The following is a 21,806-nucleotide window of genomic DNA, read 5'->3' as shown; positions in this document are numbered from 1 at the left end:
CGGCGGAAAATGTCCCTCCGCCTGGCGTTCTCCCTCTCCATCACCGAAGATAAGCGTGTGACGTATCACCCGCGGCATCACGCCGTGCGGCGCGCGTTGGTCTGCCGCGGGAAATGTTAATGAATCAGCACAGCTCCAGCTGAAGATTATTGTCGGTAATCACCTTCAGCACGCCGGCCGGCGGCATTACATCGGTGTAGACCGCATCAACCATACTGATGCTGCCCATATTGACCATCGCGTTACGGCCAAACTTAGAATGGTCAACGACCAGCATCACGTGACGGGAGTTTTCAATAATCGCCCGCTTGGTGCGCACTTCATGGTAGTCGAACTCCAGCAGTGAGCCATCGGTGTCGATACCGCTGATGCCGAGAATGCCGTAATCAAGACGAAACTGGGAGATAAAGTCCAGGGTGGCTTCACCGATGATACCGCCATCCCGGCTGCGCAGCTCGCCGCCGGCAAGGATAATGCGGAAGTCCTCTTTCACCATCAACGTATTGGCGACGTTGAGGTTATTGGTGACGATACGCAGATCGTTATGGTTAAGCAGCGCATGGGCTACCGCTTCCGGCGTGGTACCGATATCGATAAACAGCGTCGCGCCGTCGGGGATTTCACTCGCCACCTTGCGGGCGATGCGCTCTTTTTCCTGGGTCTGGGTCGATTTCCTGTCGTGCCAGGAAGTATTCACCGAGCTGGAAGGAAGCGCGGCGCCGCCGTGATGACGCAGGATCATTTTCTGATCGGCTAAGTCATTCAGATCGCGGCGAATGGTCTGCGGGCTGACGGCAAACTGCTCGACAAGCTCTTCGGTACTGACGTATCCCTGTTTTTTTACCAGCTCGATAATCGCGTCATGACGTTGTGTTTGTTTCATGAAATATCCCTGGGAATCTCTACGTTCGTTTTCGCACATTCTGCGTATCAACAAACGCCATCGCCAGCCCGGTCACCAGACCGGCCACGTGCGCGCCGTTCGCAATCGACATGCCGAAAACATCAAACCAGCCAGCAATTAACCACACTAAAGAGAAGAGTATCAAGCCGCGCTGTAAATAAACGCCGCTCTGCGGATCGCGCTCGCCTCGCAGCCAGACATAGCCCATTAGCGCATAGACCACGCCGGACAGTCCGCCAAACCACGGTCCGCTAAACTGATGCTGAACAAAGCCGCTCAGCAAGGCGCTGATTACGGTAATCACCACCAGCTTGCCGCTGCCAATGCGCTTTTCTACCGCTCCGCCGAGGTACCACCACCATAGCAGGTTGAACAGAATATGCATCAGCGAGAAGTGCATGAGCGCATGGCTAAAGTAGCGCCAGACTTCAAATTTCAGCGAAGGATCGTAGGGCCAGGCCAGCAGCAGCATGACCGGCCGATCGCCAATGACCGTTTGCAGGACAAAGACGGCGATGCAGGCGATAAGCACGCTCCAGGTAAACGGCCCGGCGTTTTGGCGAAGCGTCGCTAAAAAGGGGAAGCGCTGGTAGTGCAGCCCGCTGTTGGTGTGCCCCGACTGCCAGCTGGCGGCGAGGTAACGCGGATCGGCGGGATTTTCCAGAAAACGGGCCAGCTCGGCCTGCACGCGTCCGGCCTGGGACTCATCGGCCAGCCAGATATCGCTCTGCGTATGCTGCTGAATAGTCAGAATAATCCCCTGCGTCGCCATATAGTCGACAAACGCCTGGGCCACGCGCGGGTTGGCAAAAGAGGTAATCATTAACATGCAGCGGATCGCTTATTCCACACAAAGGGAGATATTATAGCCACAACCGACGCTAACGCCTAAAGTGCGCCATGCGCGACTTCCGCCGGGAAATGCCGATGCCAGGCATCAAACCCGCCATCCACGCTATAAACCTTGTCGTAGCCCTGCTGAAGCAGATACTGCGCGGCGCCTTTGCTGCTGTTGCCGTGATAGCACATCACCATGACCGCCGTATCAAAATCGTTGTCGCGCATAAACGCGCCCAGCGTATCGTTAGTCAGATGAAATGCGCCCGGCGTGTGGCCCATCGCATAGCTTTGCGGGTCGCGAATATCGACCAGCACCGCCGTCTGCTGGTGCATTTTCTGGTGGGCTTCTTCTACGTTAATACATTCAAAGCGATCCATAAGCTCTCTTCTTTATATACGGATATACAGGCAGGCGGCGAAACGCCCTGGATTTTAGCGTCTAGTGTACAGCCTGGCGCTAAATAAACGCCAATATGTTACACGCATCACTCTGAAATGTTTTTTTGATGTTACCAATAGCGCGATTGTTTGCTATATTGAGCGATATCGAACATTTATGAGCTTAAACGAAAGTGTAAGAGGTGGCGAGCGTGGAAACCAAAGATCTGATTGTGATAGGGGGAGGCATCAACGGTGCCGGTATCGCGGCAGACGCCGCAGGGCGTGGTTTATCCGTGCTGATGCTGGAGGCGAACGATCTGGCCTGCGCCACATCCAGCGCCAGCTCAAAGCTGATTCACGGCGGGCTGCGCTACCTTGAACACTATGAGTTCCGCCTGGTGAGCGAAGCGCTGGCCGAACGTGAAGTATTGTTAAAAATGGCCCCGCACATCGCCTTTCCGATGCGCTTTCGTTTACCGCATCGTCCGCACCTGCGCCCGGCGTGGATGATCCGCATTGGCCTGTTTATGTACGATCATCTGGGCAAGCGCACCAGTTTACCCAGCTCAACCGGGTTGCGTTTTGGCACAGAATCGGTACTTAAACCTGAAATCGTGCGCGGTTTCGAATATTCCGACTGCTGGGTCGACGATGCACGCATGGTGCTGGCCAACGCCCAGATGGTTGTGCGTAAAGGCGGGGAAGTGCGTACCCGTACCCGCGCCATCTCGGCAAAACGTGAAAACGGTTTGTGGATTGTTGAAGCGGAAGATATTGATAGCGGCGAGAGGTTTACCTGGCAGGCGCGCGGTCTGGTTAACGCCACCGGCCCGTGGGTTAAACAGTTCTTCGACGAAGGGATGCACCTGCGCTCACCTTACGGTATCCGTTTGATTAAGGGCAGCCATATCGTCGTACCGCGCGTGCATGCGCAGAAGCAGGCCTATATCCTGCAAAATGAAGATAAGCGTATTGTTTTTGTGATCCCGTGGATGGATGAATTCTCCATCATCGGCACCACTGACGTTGAATATAAAGGCGACCCAAAAGCCGTGGCGATCGACGGTAAAGAGATTAACTATCTGCTGAACGTCTATAACGCCCACTTTAAAAAGACGCTCACGCGGGACGATATTGTCTGGACCTACTCCGGCGTGCGCCCGCTGTGCGACGATGAATCCGACTCACCGCAGGCGATCACCCGTGATTATACTCTCGATATTCACGATGAAAACGGACAGGCTCCGCTGCTGTCGGTCTTTGGCGGCAAGCTCACGACCTATCGTAAGCTGGCCGAGCATGCGCTGGAAAAACTGACGCCTTACTACAAAGGCATCGGCCCGGCATGGACCAAAACCGCGGTACTGCCCGGCGGCGATATCGGCGGCGATCGTGACGACTACGCGGCGAAGCTGCGCCGGCGCTTCGCGTTCATTAGCGAATCGATGGCCCGCCACTATGCGCGGACTTACGGCAGCAATAGCGAGTGGATCCTCGGCGAAGCGACTTCACTTGCCGATCTGGGCGAAGATTTCGGCCACGAGTTTTATGAAGCCGAGCTGCGCTATCTGGTAGAACACGAGTGGGTACGCCGTCTGGACGACGCTATCTGGCGCCGGACCAAACAAGGTATGTGGCTGAATGCCGAGCAGCAGGCGCGTATCAGCGAGTGGCTGGCGCAGCACGCGGGAAAGTCTGAACTGTCGTTAGCGTCGTAAAACCGTAAATAGCAACGGGGCCTGGTGGCCCCGTTTTGTTATGGCTAACCCGTTACAAGCGTACCGGATCGATATGCCAGATATGGTCGGCATACTCCTTGATCGTACGGTCAGAAGAGAAGTAGCCCATATTGGCGATATTGAGCATTGCTTTGTTGGCCCACTCTTCCGGGTGAAGATACAGCTCATCCACCTTATCCTGACAATCCACGTAGCTACGGAAATCCGCCAGCACCTGATAGTGGTCGCCGAAGTTGATCAGCGAATCCAGCAGATCGCGATAGCGGCCCGGCTCCGATGGGCTGAACAGGCCGGTGCCGATCTGCGTCAGCGCCTGGTGCAGCTCTTCATCCTGCTCATAGTAATCACGCGGTTTGTAGCCGTCGGCACGCAGGGCCTCCACCTCTTCCGCCGTATTACCGAAGATAAAGAAATTATCCGCCCCTACGTGCTCCTGCATCTCAACGTTAGCGCCGTCCAGAGTACCGATGGTTAACGCGCCGTTAAGCGCGAACTTCATATTACTGGTCCCGGAGGCCTCCGTTCCCGCCAGCGAAATCTGCTCGGAGAGATCCGCCGCCGGAATGATCAGCTGCGCAAGGCTGACGCTGTAGTTAGGGATAAACACCACTTTCAGCTTATCGCCAATCTGCGGATCGTTATTCACCACCGCCGCGACGTCGTTAATTAAATGAATAATATGTTTGGCCATGTAGTAAGCCGACGCCGCTTTTCCGGCGAAGATATTCACCCGCGGCACCCACTCGGCGTCGGGGTTGGCCTTAATGCGATTGTAGCGAGTAATCACGTGCAGCACGTTCATCAGCTGACGTTTGTACTCGTGAATACGCTTGATCTGCACATCAAACAGCGCCTTCGGATTCACTACCACATTAAGCTGCTGACCAATGTAGTTCGCCAGCCGCTGCTTGTTTTCCAGCTTAGCCTGACGCACCGCCTGGTTGACCTTCGGATAGTCAATATGCTGCTCCAGCTCCTTCAGCTGGCTCAAATCCGTGCGCCAGGTATGGCCGATATTTTCATCCAGCACTTTCGATAGCGGCGGATTCGCCAGCGCCAGCCAGCGGCGCGGAGTCACGCCGTTCGTGACGTTGGTAAAGCGCATCGGGAAGATTTTGGCAAATTCGGCGAACAGCGACTCGACCATCAGCCGGGAGTGCAGCTCCGACACGCCGTTGACCTTGTGGCTCACCACCACCGCCAGCCACGCCATGCGTACGCGACGACCGTTAGACTCGTCGATAATCGACGTCCGGCCCAGCATCGCCGTATCGTTGGGGTATTGCTCCTGGAGGGTTTTCAGGAAATAGTCGTTGATCTCGAAGATAATCTGCAAATGACGCGGCAGGATTTTACCCAGCATATCGACAGGCCAGGTCTCCAGCGCTTCGCTCATCAGGGTATGGTTGGTATAGGAGAAGACCTGGCAGGTCACCTCAAACGCCTCATCCCAGCTAAACTTATGCTCGTCAATCAGCAGGCGCATCAGCTCCGGAATCGACAGCACCGGATGCGTGTCGTTGAGGTGAATCGCGATTTTGTCCGCCAGGTTGGCGTAGGTTTTATGCAACTGGTAGTGGCGGCTGAGGATGTCCTGCACCGTCGCTGAAACGAGGAAGTACTCCTGCCGCAGGCGCAGCTCGCGTCCTGAATAGGTCGAGTCATCCGGATAGAGTACCCGCGACACGTTCTCGGAATGGTTTTTATCTTCCACCGCCGCGAAGTAGTCGCCCTGGTTGAATTTACCGAGGTTGATCTCGCTGCTGGCCTGGGCGCTCCACAGGCGCAGCGTGTTGGTGGCGTCGGTGTCGAAGCCAGGGATAATCTGGTCATAGGCTTCGGCAATAATCTCTTCGGTCTCCACCCAGCGGGAGTATTTACCTTCCTGCTGAATGCGTCCGCCGAAGCGCACTTTGTAGCGCGTATTATGGCGCTCGAACTCCCACGGGTTACCGTATTCCAGCCAGTAATCCGGGGATTCTTTCTGCCGCCCATCGACGATATTCTGCTTAAACATCCCGTAGTCGTAGCGAATACCGTAGCCGCGGCCCGGTAACCCCAGCGCCGCAAGCGAATCGAGGAAGCAGGCCGCCAGGCGACCAAGACCGCCGTTGCCTAAGCCCGGGTCGTTTTCTTCATCAATTAATTCTTCAAGGTTCAGCCCCATCTCTTCCAGCGCGCTGTTCACATCCTCATAAATGCCGAGCGATAACAGCGCGTTGGACAACGTACGGCCAATCAAAAATTCCATCGACAGGTAGTAAACCTGGCGAACTTCCTGAGAGAGCTGCGCGCGGTTTGAGCGCAGCCAGCGCTCAACCATACGATCGCGAACGGCGAACAGCGTGGCGTTGAGCCATTCATGCTTGTTAGCGATAGCCGGGTCTTTGCCGATGATAAACATCAGCTTATAAGCAATAGAGTGCTTTAACGCCTCAACGCTCAGGGTGGGTGACGAGTAGCTAAAAGGTACATTCATAGCTTTGGCTCCTGGTTACAGCAAGCGTTGATAAAGTTCGCGGTAAGAATTCGCGGCAACCTGCCAGCTAAAATCCATATTCATCGCCTGACGCTGGACGTAGCGCCAGAGCGATGGGCGCGACCACAGAACGAACGTGCGTCGAATCGCCCGCAGCAGCGACAAGGCGTTGCTATCTTCAAACACAAAGCCGGTAGCCAGGCCATCGGCGAGGTTCTCCAGCGAGCAGTCGGAAACGGTGTCCGCCAGGCCGCCGGTACGCCGCACCAGCGGTAGCGTGCCGTACTTCAGGCCGTACAGCTGGGTTAAGCCGCACGGTTCAAAACGGCTCGGCACCAGAATCACATCGGCGCCGCCCATAATGCGGTGCGAGAAGGCTTCATGGTAGCCAATCTGTACGCCAACTTTGCCCGGATGTTCAGCCGCGGCGGCAAGGAACCCCTCCTGCAGCACCGGATCGCCCGCCCCCAGCAGCGCCAGCTGGCCGCCCTGTTCAAGCAGGCCCGGCAGCGCTTCAAGCACCAGATCCAGCCCTTTCTGGCTGGTCAGACGGCTGACAACGGCAAACAGCGGCGCTTTGTCGTCCACCTTCAGCCCCATGGCGATTTGCAGCTGGCGTTTATTCTCCGCTTTTTCTTCCAGCCGATCGCGGTCATAGCGCGCGGCCAGCAGCAGGTCGCTTTCCGGATTCCAGATATGATCATCCACCCCGTTGAGGATCCCGGAGAGGCGGCCCTCGTGCTGACGCTGACGCAGCAGCCCTTCCATCCCATAAGCGAACTGCGGCTCGGTGATTTCACGGGCATAGGTTGGACTGACCGCCGTAATATGGTCGGCGTAATAGAGGCCAGCCTTCAGAAAAGAGATTTGGCCGTTAAACTCCAGGCCATGAACGTTATAGAACGACCACGGCAGTTCAATGTCGTTCATATGCCACGAATAGAACATCCCCTGGTAGGCCAGGTTATGCACCGTAAAGACCGACTTAGCCGGGTGACCGCGCGCCGCCAGATAGGCCGCCGTCAGGCCCGCATGCCAGTCGTGGGCGTGAACAACATCAGGGCGCCAGAAAGGATCCAGGCCGCAGGCCATCTCGCTGCCTACCCATCCCAGCAGCGCAAAGCGCAGCACATTGTCGGTATAGGCGTGCTGATTGGTATCGTGGTAAGGGCTCCCTGGCCGATCGTAGAGATGCGGGGCATCAATCAAATAGATGCCCACGCCGTTAAAGTGCCCGAACAGCAGAGTGATGCGCCCGGCAAAGGTCTCCCGGCGCGTCACCACCTGCGCATCCGTTACGCCACGACGAAGATCGGGAAACGCGGGCAGCAGCACGCGCGTGTCGACGCCCCCTGCGATTTGCGCTGCAGGCAGCGCGCCGATCACATCCGCCAGTCCACCGGTTTTTAACAGCGGGAACATCTCTGAACATACATGTAATACCTGCATTAGCGCTCCTGTGGGTACCCCAATTTCCGCAGCATGTCGCGGGTGACCAGCACGATACCTTCCTCCGAGCGGTAGAAACGGCGTGCATCCTCTTCCGCGTTCTCCCCAACAACCATACCTTCCGGGATCACGCAGGCGCGGTCAATAATGCAGCGACGCAGGCGGCACGAACGGCCAACCCAAACCTCTGGCAACAAAACTGCCGAATCAATGTTACAGAATGAATTCACCCGCACGCGCGGGAACAGCACCGACTGCACGACCACCGAACCAGAGATAATACAGCCCCCGGAGACCAGCGAGTTCAGGGTCATCCCGTGGCTACCCGAGCGGTCCTGAACGAATTTTGCCGGTGGCAAAGGCTCCATATGGGTGCGAATCGGCCAGTTCTGGTCGTACATATCCAGCTCCGGGGTCACCGAAGCCAGATCGAGGTTGGCTTTCCAGTACGCTTCCAGGGTCCCAACATCGCGCCAGTAGGGTTCAGACTGCGGATCGGACTGTACGCAGGAGAGCGGGAAAGGATGTGCATAAGCCATGCCAGCTTTAGTGATTTTCGGGATGATGTCTTTACCAAAATCGTGGCTGGAGCTTTCGTCGTTATCGTCGTCTTCCAGCAGCTCATAAAGGTAATCCGCATCAAAGACATAGATACCCATACTCGCCAACGATTTGCTGGCATCGCCCGGCATCGCCGGAGGGTTAGCCGGCTTTTCGACGAAATCGATAATCTTATCGCTCTCGTCCACCGCCATCACCCCGAACGCCCGTGCTTCTTCAATAGGCACCGGCATACAGGCGACGGTGCAACGCGCGCCTTTTTCGACGTGGTCGATAAGCATCCGCGAGTAGTCTTGTTTGTAAATATGGTCGCCCGCGAGGATAACGACGTACTCCGCCTTGTAGCGACGAATGATGTCGAGGTTCTGCGTCACCGCGTCCGCCGTGCCGCGATACCAGTTTTCGCCCTGCATCCTTTGCTGGGCGGGCAGCAGGTCAACAAACTCGTTCATCTCTTCATTGAAGAACGACCAGCCGCGCTGGATATGCTGCACCAGCGTATGCGATTGATACTGGGTGATGACGCCGATACGGCGAATGCCTGAGTTAATACAGTTAGATAACGCAAAATCGATAATGCGGAACTTGCCGCCAAAATGGACAGCAGGTTTCGCGCGTTTATTGGTCAGATCCTTCAGACGGGTACCACGTCCCCCGGCAAGGATCAGCGCAACGGATTTGATCGGCAACTGACGCGCCAGCATCAACGGATCGTTCTTTTCTACCCCAACCATAATTAACTCCTTTTTTACTCCCCAGCTTGCCTGCCCTTCTCGCCGCGCCGTCGCTTCGAGACCAACCGGAAGCCTCGAGGTTACGACCTTTGAAATACGCACACTCCGTGCGCGGGCCCATGCCAGACAGCCATAGTGACCGGATTATCCTCTCCGGCGAAAGGTGGAATGGCGCGCCATTCCCCCGCAGGTAAAACCATCTCCGCCACCTCGGCGGTGGCGTTGAGCGCCATCAGCCAGCGATCGGACAATATGATCTGCATACGCGGCGCACCGTGCTGCCATTCATCGGCGGACAGCGGCTGCGCTTGTTGGTTTAACCAGCGAACGCGGCCGTCTCCCTCCTGCCACCAGCGATTCTCGGTTAAAGCCGGAATACGCTGGCGCAGATGAATTAACGCGGCGGTGAACGCGGTCAGCCCGCGGTTAGTATGGTTCCAGTCCAGCCAGGTCAACGCATTGTCCTGACAGTAAGCATTATTGTTGCCATGCTGGCTGTGACCGTGTTCGTCACCCGCCAGCAGCATCGGCGTTCCCTGCGCCAGCAGCAGCGTCGCAAGGAGCGCGTGAACGCTGGCACGACGCCGTTCAATCACGGCAAGACTCCCTTCTAATCCTTCTATACCATGATTGTTGCTGTAGTTATTGTTAGTCCCATCGCGATTCTCCTCCCCGTTCGCCTCATTGTGTTTCTGATTGAAACAAACGCAGTCGCGCAGGGTAAAACCGTCATGGGCGGTGACCAGATTCACCGCCGCCGCAGGTGCTCGTCCGTGACGCTGAAAGACGTCGCTGGAGGCGGCAAAACGCTGAGCGAAGTCGCCCAGCGAGACACTCTGCTGCAGCCAAAAACGACGCGCGGTATCGCGGAAATGGTCGTTCCACTCAGCGAACAGCGGCGGAAAATTCCCCACCTGGTAGCCGCCGGGGCCGATATCCCAGGGTTCCGCGATCAGCTTCACCTCCGCCAGGCGCGGATCGTTACGGATGGCCTCAAACAGCGGCGCATCCTGACGAAACGCCGGCGTCCGCCCCATCACCGAGGCCAGGTCGAAACGAAAGCCGTCGACGTGACACTCATCGACCCAAAAGCGCAGGCACTGGCGGGCATACTCCACCACGCCGGGGTGGCTGAGGTTGATGGTGTTCCCGCAGCCGGTCCAATTGTGGTAATCACCGTCTTCCCTGATCCAATAATAGCTACGGTTATCGATTCCGCGCAGGGAGAAGGTCGGCCCTTCCAGGTCTATCTCCGCGCTATGGTTGAGCACCACATCAAGGATCACTTCAATGCCCGCCGCATGCAGCGCTTTAACCGCATCGCGAAACTCATTTAACGCCTGTTCCGGCGCGCTGGCGTAGCGAGTGTCGAGGGCGAAAATCGCCAGCGGGTTGTAGCCCCAGTAGTTGCTTAACCCCATCCGCTGAAGGCGCGGTTCGCTGGCGAACTGCGCCACCGGCATTAACTCTAGTGCAGTAATGCCAAGCATGCGGAAGTAATCGATCATCACCGGGTGACCGAGCGCTTTGTAGGTGCCGCGGATATTCTGCGGTAGATCGGGGTGCAGATACGTCAGCCCCTTGACGTGGGCTTCATAAATCACCGTCTGGCCCCACGGCGTGCGCGGCGGCTTATCGCCGCGCCAGTCGTAATGCAGGTCGATCACCCGCGACTTCGGCGCTATCGCCGCGCTGTCGCGGTTGTCGGGAGCGAAGTCGCCGCCGTGCAGACGCTCATCGTCAGGCAGCCCGCCCGCCACCTGATGGCAGCAGGGGTCGAGCAGCAGCTTGGCCGGGTTGAAGCGGTGTCCCTGCGCCGGGTCCCAGGGCCCGTGGACGCGATAGCCGTAGCGCAAGCCAGGCCCGGCATCGGCGAGCCAGCCGTGCCAGATATCGCCGCTGCGCGCGGGCATATCGACGCGCCGCTCATTGCCCTGGTCGTCAAACACGCAGAGTTCCACCCGCTCCGCATGGGCGGAAAAGAGCGCGAAATTCACGCCTTTACCGTCGTAGCTGGCCCCTAAAGGCGCGGGCTTTCCTGCCGTGAGTGCGATCATTGCGCCTCCCGCACCAGCCACACCGTCGCCAGCGGCGGCAGGGTAATGGAGAGGGAGTGCTCACGACCGTGGCTGGCGATCGCTTCGCTTTCAACGACCCCGCCGTTGCCGGTATTGCTGCCGTGGTAGTGCATGGAGTCGGTGTTCAGCTCTTCACGCCAGCGGCCGGGCTGGTTGATGCCAAAGCGGTACTCATGACGCGGCACCGGAGTGAAGTTGCTGGCGACGATGATTTCATTGCCCGCCCTGTCGCGACGAACAAAGATAAACACCGAGCGCTCGTGATCGTCCACCACCAGCCATTCGAAACCGTAAGGGTCGAAATCCAGCTCATGCAGCGCTTTGTGGTGACGATAGGTATGGTTGAGGTCGCGCACCAGCCGCTGGACCCCGTGGTGCCAGTTGTCGCCGCCCTCCAGCAGATGCCAGTCGAGGCTCGCATCGTGGTTCCACTCGCGCCCCTGAGCAAACTCATTGCCCATAAACAGCAGCTTTTTACCCGGGAAGGCAAACAGCCAGCCGTAGTAGGCGCGCAGGTTGGCGAACTTCTGCCAGGCGTCGCCCGGCATGCGGTCGAGTATCGATTTTTTGCCGTGCACCACTTCATCATGCGAGAGCGGCAGGACAAAGTTTTCGGTGTAGTTGTAGAGCATACCGAAGGTCATCTTGTCGTGATGATGTCGGCGATGCACCGGGTCCAGCTTCATGTAGTCGAGGGTGTCGTGCATCCAGCCGAGGTTCCACTTGAACCAGAAACCCAGCCCCCCGGTGGAGGAAGGACGGGAAACGCCGGGAAAATCGGTCGACTCTTCCGCCATCGTCACCGCGCCCGGCGTCTGTTCGCCCAGCACGCGGTTGGTATTACGCAGAAACTCAATCGCTTCAAGGTTTTCCCGACCGCCGAACTCGTTCGGCACCCACTCGCCCTGTTTGCGGCTGTAGTCGCGATAAATCATCGACGCCACCGCATCGACCCGCAGCGCGTCAATGCCAAAGCGCTCGATCCAGTACAGCGCATTGCCGACCAGGTAGTTGCTGACCTCGCGACGGCCATAGTTGTAGATCAGGGTATTCCAGTCCTGGTGATAGCCTTCGCGCGGGTCGCTGTGTTCATACAGCGAGGTGCCGTCAAACGAGGCGAGGGCAAAATCATCCGCCGGGAAATGACCGGGAACCCAGTCCAGAATGACGTTAAGCCCCACGGCGTGCGCGGCGTTGATAAAGTAGCGGAAATCCTCCCGGGTGCCGAAGCGACGGGTGGGCGCGTACAGCCCGGTTGGCTGATAGCCCCAGCTGCCGTCAAAAGGATGCTCGTTAACCGGCAGCAGTTCGAGGTGGGTAAAGCCCATCCATTTGGCATACGGGACCAGCTGGTCGGCAAGCTCGCGGTAGCTTAGCCAGAAGTTATTATCGGTGTGGCGACGCCAGGATCCGAGGTGCACTTCATAAATCGAGATCGGCGCATCAAACTGATTCGCCTGCTTGCGCGCCGGCGGCTGCTCGACCTTTTCCGGCAGCCCGCAGATAAGCGAGGCGCTCTCCGGACGCATTTGCGCTTCAAAAGCGTAAGGGTCGGATTTCACCCGCAGGTTGCCGTGAGCATCGATAAGCTCGAATTTATACAGCTGGCCGTTCAGCGCGCCGGGAACAAACAGCTCCCAGATGCCGGACTCTTTGCGCAGGCGCATCGGATGACGGCGACCGTCCCAGTAGTTGAACTGGCCGACAACTGACACCCGGCGGGCGTTAGGCGCCCAAACCGAGAAGCGTGTGCCGACCACGCCGTCCATAGTGTCGGCATGCGCGCCCAGCGTTTCATAAGGACGCAGATGCGTGCCTTCCGACAGCAGCCAGACATCGAGATCCTGCAACAGCGGGCCAAAACGATACGGGTCATCAATCAGGTTCTGCTGCCCGTGCCAGGTGACGGCCAGCTGATAGCGAAAAGGATTTTTGCGGCGCGGCAGAACGCCGCAGAAGAAACCGCGCGAGTCGAGGCATTCTAGCTTGCCGACTTTGCGTCCGGTTTTTGGTTCAATGACCCACACATCGGTGGCATCGGGTAATAATGCGCGAACTTCCAGCCCGGCGTCGGCGTAATGCATGCCAAGCACGGAAAAAGGATCCGCAAAATGGCCGGCGATAAGCGCATTAATCACGTCCTTATCAATACGATTAGACATGGTTTCATCCTGTTGTAGGTGTCGCCCTTTCCTGTATCCGGCGACTTTTTTTGACCTGAACGGCGCAGCACGTTATGCGTCCCCCTGCTCCGTCCCACCTTCAGGTAAGGAGACAGCGTGACTCCTTACTTAAAGCATAGCCAAGGCTGAGTTACCTCCGTTGGGAAAAATCTAACATTCGCGTTTACTCCTTGTATTACGCAAAAAAAAGGGGTGTTTCAACACCCCTTTTCCCATCTTGTGACGGCTACGCCAGCTGTTTTAGCATGCGGCGGAGCGGCTCGGCGGCCCCCCACAGCAGCTGGTCGCCCACGGTGAAGGCCGACAGATACTCCGGCCCCATGTTCAGTTTACGCAGGCGGCCCACCGGGGTAGTCAGGGTGCCGGTGACGGCAGCCGGGGTCAGCTCACGCATCGTGATATCACGATCGTTCGGCACCACTTTGGCCCACGGGTTGTGCGCGGCCAGCAGTTCCTCAACGGTCGGAATAGAAACCTCTTTTTTCAGCTTGATGGTGAACGCCTGGCTATGGCAACGCAGCGCGCCAACGCGAACGCACAGGCCGTCTACCGGAATCGGTGAGGCGGTCGCGAGAATTTTGTTGGTCTCCGCCTGGCCTTTCCACTCTTCACGGCTCTGGCCGTTATCCAGCTGCTTGTCGATCCATGGGATCAGGCTGCCCGCCAGAGGAACGCCAAAGTTGTCCACCGCCAGTTCGCCGCTGCGGGTCAACGAGGTGACTTTGCGTTCAATCTCCAGGATCGCGGAGGCCGGATCCGCCAGCTCAGCCGCAACGTGGCTGTGCAGCTGGCCCATCTGGGTCAGCAGCTCGCGCATATGACGCGCGCCGCCGCCGGAAGCCGCCTGATAAGTCGCCACGCTCACCCACTCGACCAGATCCTGCGCAAACAGGCCGCCGAGGGACATCAGCATCAGGCTGACGGTACAGTTGCCGCCGACAAAGGTTTTCACGCCGTTGTTCAGACCTGCGGTAATGACATCCTGGTTCACCGGGTCAAGAATGATAATGGCGTCGTCCTTCATGCGCAGCGAAGAGGCCGCGTCAATCCAGTAGCCCTGCCAGCCGCTTTCACGCAGCTTCGGATAAATATCGTTGGTGTAATCGCCGCCCTGACACGTGACAATAATGTCCAGCGCCTTCAGCGCTTCCAGATCAAATGCATCCTGAAGCGTGCCACCGGTACTGCCACCAAAGGATGGAGCAGGCTGCCCCAGCTGAGAGGTGGAGAAAAAAACAGGGCGAATGGCGTCAAAATCGCGCTCTTCAACCATGCGTTGCATGAGGACAGAGCCGACCATTCCGCGCCAGCCGATAAAACCAACATTTTTCATAACGTATTCCTGCGAGGTGTGTGCTGTTTGTTCCAGGCCAGTTTCCTACTGGTTAGTCCTTCACATTACAAAATGCAGCTAAAGTCGCAAGTGAAATTAATCAATGATTGCCAGGCAATCAGTAACGCAGCTAATTTTGCCTGGCGGCCGCCGTCACTGGCACCCCGGAATACCCGAATAATTATCAGGGAATTTAGATTGAGAAGGGAATATTTTCCGCCACTATTTTATTGATCAAGATTATGGATTACAGCAGAAATTGGGTTGTTTTATTCTTGCGGAGAAGACCGATAAAACCAGGCGTGGCGTGGGTTTGTGAGCCGTATGACGTTTATCGTATTTCTGATAGTGGCAGATCGGGAGAGGGTTAAAGCTAAAGGTTTTCGATATAAGTCGAGCATGAAATTAACCCGGCATCGCTTCGCTCCGCCGGGTTATCACTTTGGCGTTTAGCTCAACAGCGTAAACGCAATCATACCGACTATCGCCCCGACGGTGCCGAGGATAGTTTCCATCATCGTCCATGTCTTCAGCGTTTGCGCTTCGGTCGCGCCGGTAAACTTACCGAACAGCCAGAAGCCCGCGTCGTTAACGTGGCTGACGACGATAGAGCCGCCGGCGATGCAGATGGAGAGCGCCGCCATCTGCGCGCCGCTGTAGTGCAGCTGTTCAATAACCGGCATGACCAGACCGACGGCCGTCAGGCAGGCAACAGTCGCGGAGCCCTGAATAATACGTACCGCCGCCGCCAGCACGAAGCAGGTGATCGCAATCGGCAGGCCCATCCCGGTCAGCGCTTCGCCGAGCGCCGGCCCCACGCCGGAGTCGACCAGCACCTGTTTGAACACGCCGCCCGCACCGATCACCAGCAGAATAATGCCCGCTGGCTGGAGCGCATGACCGCAAATCTCCATCACCCGGTCTTTCGCCATCCCCTGACGCACCGCCAGGCCATAGATAGCCACCAGGCAGGCAACCAGAATCGCGGTAAACGGATGACCGATAAACTCAAACCATTCATAGGCGGTAGAGCCTTCCGGCACAAAGCGCGCGGCAATGGTTTTCAGGCCAACCAGCACCAGCGGGAGCAAAATTAAGGCCAGGCTGAAGCCGAAGGACGGCATTTTGCCTTCGCCGAGGTGCGGCTCGCTAATATCGTCAGGCGTATGCAGCTCAACGTAGCGGCTGATAAAATTACCCCACAGCGGCCCGGCAATAATCATCCCCGGGATCGCGGCGCACAGGCCAATCAGGATCATCCAGCCAAAGTCGGCGTGCATCTGCGATGCCAGCAGCATCGGCGCAGGCCCCGGCAGCAGGAACGCCGCCGCGGCGGCCACCCCGGCAAACAGCGGGATCACCAGCTTCACAAGGTTGGTACCGGTATGACGCGCCATTGAGAACGCCACGCTGATCAGCAGCACGATCGCCACTTCGAAAAACAACGGCAGCGCGCAGATAAGGCCGGCCAGGCCTATTGCATAGTGGGCGCGACTATGGCCGAAAGATTTCAACATCTTGACGGCAATCTGGTCGACCGCGCCGGTTTCATGCAGGATCTTCCCGAACATTGCCCCTAGCGCGACGACGATAGCCAGAAAGCCCAGCGTGCCGCCCATGCCTTTTTCCATCGTCGCCGCGATCTTGTCCAACGGCATTCCGGAAAAAAGCCCTGCTCCAATAGAAACCACCATCAAAGCCACGAAGGCATGCATACGCGCCTTCATCACTAAAAACAGCAGCAGCAAAACGGAGCCGACTGCTGTTAAAACAAGCGTTAATGTACTCACTATTTACTGCCTTTGTTGATCACCTCAATGGTGCTGGCGACCACGCCTTCCAATGACTGGTCGATATCGACGATTAAAACATCGTTTTCATCCGTGCCCGGCTCTTGCAGCGTTTCAAACTGCGTAACCAACATCTGGGTTTTAAAGAAGTGGCCTTTACGCGCCTTCAGACGTTGTTCGATAACCTCGAAATCGCCTTTCAGGTAGATAAAAGAGAGGTTCGGGTTGCCTTTACGCAGGATGTCGCGATAGCTCTTTTTCAGGGCGGAGCAGACAATCAGCGACACTTTATTGGTACGCTGCATGGCAAACGCGGCATCGTTCAGCGCCTGCAGCCACGGGGTGCGGTCATCGTCATTTAACGGTTCGCCGGAAGCCATCTTGTTGATGTTGCTGCGCGGATGCAGAAAGTCGCCGTCGAGAAACGCGGCGTGCAGTTGATGCGCCACTTCGCTGGCGACAGCGGATTTGCCGCTGCCGGAAACGCCCATCAGGACATAGATGTGGTGATCATGGTTAGTCGTGCTCAAAGCTTCCTCCCACTGGACACATACGCGCAGCTGGCAGCGTTTAACGGCGTGAAATACTGGCGTACAGATTGATTGTTACGGGTAACTGTTATCGGTAACATTGTCATGCCGGAGTTGTGGAGAAGCAATAACCATTCGTGCCAGATGTGAATATGTGTGATCTACTTCAAATTTGTCAGTTTAAATAGATCCGCCCGGTGACAATGTGAAACCTAAATCTAACATCTTAGGCGTCACCGCTTCACCGCGTATCCGCGCCAGCAGACGTTCTGCGCCAATCCGCCCCATCCGCTCGCGCGGCGTCAGCACGCTGGCCAGACGCGGCTCCATCACCTGGCCGATATCGTGGCCGTGGAAACCGGCAATCGCCATATCGTCAGGGATTTTCAGCCCCAGGCGCTGGCACTCAAACGCCGCGCCGACCGCAAGGTCATCGTTGGTACAGAATATGCCGTCAAGCTGCGGATATTCACGACGCGCCTGGCGCATCAGCTCAATCCCCGAGGAATAAGAGGAAGACTGCTCAACCATCACGCTGTAGGGCGTCATCCCGGCATCAAGCATCGCCTGCTCGTACCCCTTCTGTTTGATGATAGTACGTTCATCAAGACGTGCGCCAAGATAGGCTACGTGACGGTGGCCATGATTGATAATCGCCGCGGTCATCTGCCGGGCCGCTTCAAAGTTATCAAAGCCGACGGCGATATCGAGACACGGCGACTGGCTGTCCATCAGTTCCACGACCGGGATCCCTGCGACCTCGATCATCTTCAGGGTGCGCGGCGTGTGGGTTCGTTCGGTGAGGATCAGGCCGTCAATGTTCCAGGAGAGCATGGATTCCAGACGTTTTTCTTCCATTTCCGGCTTATAGCCGTAGTGCGCCAGCATCGTCTGGTAACCGAAAGAGTCAGTCACGCTTTCAATACCGCGCAGCACTTCTGAGAAAACCTGGTTGGTTAACGAGGGCAACAACACGCCAATGGCGCGGCTGGTGGCATTAGAGAGGATGTCAGGGGCGCGATTAGGAATATAACCCAGTTCATCGAGAGCAACGGCTATCTTGCCACGCAGCGCTTCGGAAACCTGTTCCGGGTTACGTAAATAGCGACTGACCGTCATTTTGGTCACGCCGACAAGATCGGCTACATCCTGAAGTACGGGTCTTTTCTTTTTCATCGTCCTGACTGCGATCAACGGGGAAACATTTTCCCAGTTTATCACGGACAAAGCGCAACCTTCCCTAACATCCGGAAAGGTTGCGCAATTTATTTAGACCCGATCGGAGAACGATCAGACGGGCGGCAGATCGAACAGCAGAATTTCGCTATCGCTGTCGGCGTGTACGGAAATCGCCTGCTCGTCCCAAATTGCCAGGCCATCGCTGGTGGTGGCTTTCGTTCCGTTGATGGTGACTTCACCTTTCACCACCTGGATCCACACCCGACGTTCAGCGGCAATCTGGTGCACCGACTGCTCATCTTTCAGCAGCGCCCAGCGGTACAGCTCCATATCCTGGTACACCTTCAGCGAACCTTCACGAGCATCCGGCGACAGTACCAGCTGTTTGCCCTGCGCGGCGTCAAAGCGGCGCTGTTCGTAGCGCGGCGTGATGCCATTTTTTTCCGGCATAATCCAGATCTGGTACAGATGCAGTTTTTCCGTGGCGCTTGGGTTGTACTCAGAGTGACGAACTCCGGTACCCGCGCTCATGATCTGGAACTCGCCCGCCGGCACCTGCTCTTTATTCCCCATGCTGTCCTGGTGCTCAACGGCGCCTTCCAGCACGTAGGTCAGGATTTCCATGTCCTTGTGCGGATGGGTACCGAAGCCCTGGCCGGCATCAATCACGTCGTCATTGATTACCCGCAGCGCCGAGAAGCCCATAAAGTTAGGGTCGTAATAGTTCGCGAAAGAGAAAGTATGCCAGGAATCCAGCCAGCCGTGGTTAGCGTGGCCGCGTTCGTTAGCTTTGCGTAAATAGATCATGTTGCACCCCCGTATGTTTTCGATGGACTCAGTGTGGACCCAATCGCCAAACGATCATAGAGGGTGAAAATTGACTCCTCTGTTCAAAAAATATGAATGAGTACAGAGGAGCCATGATGGCTTATCGGCTAAGGGTAATTGTGGCAGGTGATGGCTGTTCAAAGCCGCGTTCGAGGATCTCCAGGTTTGTGAGAACTTCAGATTCCTTGACGAAATTTGGCTGACCGTTAACCAGGGTTTCATACAGCGAATCATAGACCCGCCCATAGTCGCCGCTTTCAAGCGGGATCTCTTCCCGTACGGTTTCACCCGCCTCATTGACGTACTCCAGCAGGCCAACCGTCTCATCCGCGCCGAATCCCGGCTCGCCCGGCATAATATTGGCCTTCAGGCTGGTCTCCTGCTGGTCGATACCGTATTTAATAAACGAACCTTTATGGCCATGGACGATGAATTTTGGGTAGGGCAGCTTCACCAGATGGCTGGTTTTGACAATCGCCTTCAGGTTGCCGTAGAACAGCTGGGCCTCAAAGGTATCGTCCGGGTTGGCTTTGTTGCGCAGGCTACGGATGTCGTAAGAGACATGGTGCGGGCGACCGAACAGGGAGATAATTTGGTCCAGGGTATGGACGCCCAGGCCGTAAAACGTGCCGTCCTGAGGCAGCCCGGGCTTCCCTCCATCTACCGGACGATAGTTGTCGAAATGGTTTTCAATCTCGACGATCTCGCCAAGCTTTCCGCTCTCAATCACTTTCTTAGTGGTCAGGAAGCAGGAGTCGAAACGACGATTCTGGTACGGCGTGACCGTCAGTCCCTTGCTTTTCGCCAGGGCGAATAGCGTTTTTGCCTCCTCAAGCGTCGGGGTAAAGGGCTTTTCAACCAGCACATTTTTGCCCGCCTCCAGCGCTCGTTTCGCATAGGCAAAATGGCTGTCCGCGTGGGTGCAGACAATCACCAGTTTGACCTGCGGGTCGTTAAGCACTTCGTCGAGGTCGCTGGTGAAGTGGATGTGCGAATACTGCGGTGCCTGTTCTTCCGGCTTTGCGCTGCGGCGATAGATATGCGCCACGTGCCAGCGGTCTTTTCGATGCAGGACATAGGGAAGATGGTAGCGGGTGGTGCTTTTGCCAAATCCAATAAATGCGCAGTGCAAAGTCATAACGCTATCCTTATTTAAGGTCTCTGCTGTTAACCATAGCGCAAGCTGGCTGCAAACTTAACCCCTTCAATGAGTGTGACAAATTCTTAAATGTTAAATTTAGCGCGCAAATTTATTGACCCTGCGGGCTAAATTCTGGATAAGAGGACCCCTCGGGAAAAGAACGTTTTTTATCCAGCGCGCCCACCGTTTCCCAAAATACGATGACTAAAGGAGTAGCCATCTCGTTCGCATGGAAAGCAAATATATCGCCTTAAATAGCGCCCTTCTCTTTTGGCTGCTTGGCCTGATGGCCTGGTGCTTCGAATCCACGTATCTGGCCTGGCTATCGGGCTCTTTCTCCTTATCCTCCTTCGTTTTTCATTTTCAATATCAGCGGATTAACCATATGTTTAAAAAAAACAAAATCATTGAAGCTACGCCACCGGCGGTGAATACGGCGGTACTCAACGGTGAATCTCCATCCGCCGTGGCCCGAAAACCGGCCACCACGGTTATCGCCAGCGGTATCCGCTTTGACGGAAACATTATCGCCGAGGGAGACGTCGATATTTACGGCACCGTAAGCGGCAATATCGACGCGCGCGAGAGTCAAATTAAGATCATGACCGGCGGTCTGGTAGAGGGGAATATCACTTGCCGCGAGCTGGTTATCGACGGCTGCGTCATCGGCCAGTGCCGCAGCGAGACGATTGAAATCGATAAGAACGGCAACGTTACCGGCACGTTGGCCTACCGCACGCTGACCATCAAAAAGGGCGGTGTTTTTTCCGGCCAGGCAGAACTGCTGCCGGCGGCAGATAAGAGCAACGTCGTGGGGTTTATCGCGGATACCGCTATTGAAACTAAAGATAAGATTGAGGCGCAGTAGCAGCCATCCGGGCGCGGCGGAAAAAAAGCAAAAAAAAAAGCCAGCACCCGGCTGGCTAAAGTAATACTGGAAGCAATGTGAGCAATGTCGTGCTTTCAGGCTTTCCGCAAGGGTCTCCCTGAATGCAGAGCAATAATAATCATTCTCATTCGCACTTGTCTACTCCTTTTTGCAAAAAATAGTCGTTGATCCCTTTTTTAAAGTCAGTGATGTTTAAAGGGACGATTAACCCAAAAAGGAAAATGAAGAATGAGCGACATAGTGATACGCCACGCCGAGCCACGAGATGCGGAACCTTTACGCCAGATGACTGCGCTTCCGGAGGTCTATCACGACACGCTACAGCTTCCTCATCCTTCTATGGAAATGTGGCAGGAACGCCTGCAACCGAAACCCGGTAGCCGTCATCTGGTCGCGACAATCGACGAACAGGTGGTGGGCCATCTTAAGCTCAGCGTGGAGCCCAATCCTCGCCGCAGTCACGTCGCGACCTTCGGCGTTAGCGTTGCCGCGCAGGCGCACGGTCGTGGGGTAGGCAGCGCGCTGATGCGCGAGATGATTAATCTCTGTGATAACTGGCTGCGCGTCGATCGCATTGAGTTAACCGTGTTTACGGATAACCCCTCCGCGGTAGCGCTTTACCGCAAATTTGGCTTTATTGTCGAAGGGACCGGCAAGAAATACGCCCTGCGCAACGGCGAATATGTCGATGCCTACTTTATGGCGCGGCTGAAGGGGTGACGCTCAACTAACCCTCTCCCGGCAGGGAGAGGGTCGGAGTGAGGGTAA

Annotated in this window: 17 protein-coding genes; 3 read left to right on the top strand and 14 right to left on the bottom strand. The window is 56.4% G+C overall.

The genetic code is table 11. The features are described from left to right. Positions 1-124 precede the first annotated feature (124 nt). Genes ACE3MN_RS01760 through glpE form a run of 3 tightly spaced genes read right to left on the bottom strand, consistent with a single transcriptional unit; the run spans position 125 to position 2,122 of the window. The gene (locus ACE3MN_RS01760) at positions 125-883 is read right to left on the bottom strand and encodes a DeoR/GlpR family transcriptional regulator (RefSeq protein WP_024359827.1); all 759 of its coding nucleotides are present in this window, start codon (positions 881-883) and stop codon (positions 125-127) included. Between the two features lie 19 nt (positions 884-902). Then, positions 903-1,733, bottom strand: coding sequence for a rhomboid family intramembrane serine protease GlpG (glpG, locus tag ACE3MN_RS01755; protein ID WP_049100366.1), 831 nt, complete (start codon positions 1,731-1,733; stop codon positions 903-905). A gap of 59 nt (positions 1,734-1,792) precedes the next feature. Next, entirely contained in the window at positions 1,793-2,122 is a 330-nt protein-coding gene (gene glpE / locus ACE3MN_RS01750) for a thiosulfate sulfurtransferase GlpE (protein WP_004126086.1), read from the bottom strand. Between the two features lie 212 nt (positions 2,123-2,334). Between glpE and glpD the strand changes: the two genes are divergently transcribed. Beyond that, complete coding sequence (gene glpD, locus ACE3MN_RS01745) at positions 2,335-3,843, top strand: glycerol-3-phosphate dehydrogenase (protein WP_024359826.1); 1,509 nt, start codon at positions 2,335-2,337, stop codon at positions 3,841-3,843. A 52-nt stretch (positions 3,844-3,895) separates the two neighbouring features. On the opposite strand, the gene glgP is transcribed toward glpD, so the two are convergent. From glgP to ACE3MN_RS01690, 11 genes are all read right to left on the bottom strand, one after another. Next, on the bottom strand, positions 3,896-6,343 hold the full coding sequence (gene glgP, locus ACE3MN_RS01740; protein WP_049087561.1) for a glycogen phosphorylase: 2,448 nt from the start codon (positions 6,341-6,343) through the stop codon (positions 3,896-3,898). Positions 6,344-6,358: 15 nt separating this feature from the next. Next, positions 6,359-7,792: a glycogen synthase GlgA gene (gene glgA, locus ACE3MN_RS01735; protein ID WP_375364244.1), complete on the bottom strand. Its 1,434-nt coding sequence runs from the start codon at positions 7,790-7,792 to the stop codon at positions 6,359-6,361. After that, positions 7,792-9,087, bottom strand: a complete 1,296-nt coding sequence (glgC, locus tag ACE3MN_RS01730) for a glucose-1-phosphate adenylyltransferase (protein WP_004126094.1) — start codon at positions 9,085-9,087, stop codon at positions 7,792-7,794. Before glgC ends, glgA begins: the two co-directional genes overlap by 1 nt. 80 nt (positions 9,088-9,167) lie before the next feature. Next, positions 9,168-11,144 carry a glycogen debranching protein GlgX gene (glgX, locus tag ACE3MN_RS01725; RefSeq protein WP_375364243.1) on the bottom strand — a complete coding sequence of 659 codons (1,977 nt, stop codon included), beginning with the start codon at positions 11,142-11,144 and terminating at the stop codon, positions 9,168-9,170. Then, positions 11,141-13,327 (bottom strand): 1,4-alpha-glucan branching enzyme, encoded by a 2,187-nt coding sequence (glgB, locus tag ACE3MN_RS01720; protein WP_375364242.1) that lies wholly within the window; start codon positions 13,325-13,327, stop codon positions 11,141-11,143. Before glgB ends, glgX begins: the two co-directional genes overlap by 4 nt. A 247-nt stretch (positions 13,328-13,574) precedes the next feature. Next, a complete protein-coding gene (gene asd / locus ACE3MN_RS01715; RefSeq protein ID WP_004126104.1) occupies positions 13,575-14,681 on the bottom strand; it encodes an aspartate-semialdehyde dehydrogenase in 1,107 nt (368 codons plus the stop codon). Positions 14,682-15,130: 449 nt separating this feature from the next. Next, complete coding sequence (gntU, locus tag ACE3MN_RS01710) at positions 15,131-16,471, bottom strand: gluconate transporter (RefSeq protein WP_004126107.1); 1,341 nt, start codon at positions 16,469-16,471, stop codon at positions 15,131-15,133. After that, the gene (gntK, locus tag ACE3MN_RS01705; RefSeq protein ID WP_004126110.1) at positions 16,471-17,001 is read right to left on the bottom strand and encodes a gluconokinase; all 531 of its coding nucleotides are present in this window, start codon (positions 16,999-17,001) and stop codon (positions 16,471-16,473) included. Before gntK ends, gntU begins: the two co-directional genes overlap by 1 nt. Positions 17,002-17,181: 180 nt before the next feature. Further along, a complete protein-coding gene (gntR, locus tag ACE3MN_RS01700) occupies positions 17,182-18,177 on the bottom strand; it encodes a gluconate operon transcriptional repressor GntR (RefSeq protein ID WP_004106498.1) in 996 nt (331 codons plus the stop codon). A 114-nt stretch (positions 18,178-18,291) separates the two neighbouring features. Next, positions 18,292-18,987, bottom strand: a complete 696-nt coding sequence (locus ACE3MN_RS01695) for a pirin family protein (protein ID WP_024359821.1) — start codon at positions 18,985-18,987, stop codon at positions 18,292-18,294. 121 nt (positions 18,988-19,108) lie between these two features. After that, a complete protein-coding gene (locus tag ACE3MN_RS01690; protein WP_004870212.1) occupies positions 19,109-20,146 on the bottom strand; it encodes an oxidoreductase in 1,038 nt (345 codons plus the stop codon). A gap of 232 nt (positions 20,147-20,378) precedes the next feature. Between ACE3MN_RS01690 and ACE3MN_RS01685 the strand changes: the two genes are divergently transcribed. Both ACE3MN_RS01685 and yhhY read left to right on the top strand, forming a co-directional pair. After that, positions 20,379-21,017, top strand: coding sequence for a polymer-forming cytoskeletal protein (locus tag ACE3MN_RS01685; RefSeq protein WP_004870209.1), 639 nt, complete (start codon positions 20,379-20,381; stop codon positions 21,015-21,017). A gap of 249 nt (positions 21,018-21,266) precedes the next feature. Beyond that, on the top strand, positions 21,267-21,758 hold the full coding sequence (gene yhhY, locus ACE3MN_RS01680) for an N-acetyltransferase (RefSeq protein WP_004870206.1): 492 nt from the start codon (positions 21,267-21,269) through the stop codon (positions 21,756-21,758). Positions 21,759-21,806 lie beyond the last annotated feature (48 nt).

The sequence above is a fragment of the Klebsiella grimontii genome (assembly GCF_042137965.1).
GTDB classification, from domain to species: Bacteria; Pseudomonadota; Gammaproteobacteria; order Enterobacterales; family Enterobacteriaceae; genus Klebsiella; species Klebsiella grimontii.
Note: the sequence above shows the minus strand (reverse complement) of the source record. Positions and strands in the feature narration are given on the sequence as shown.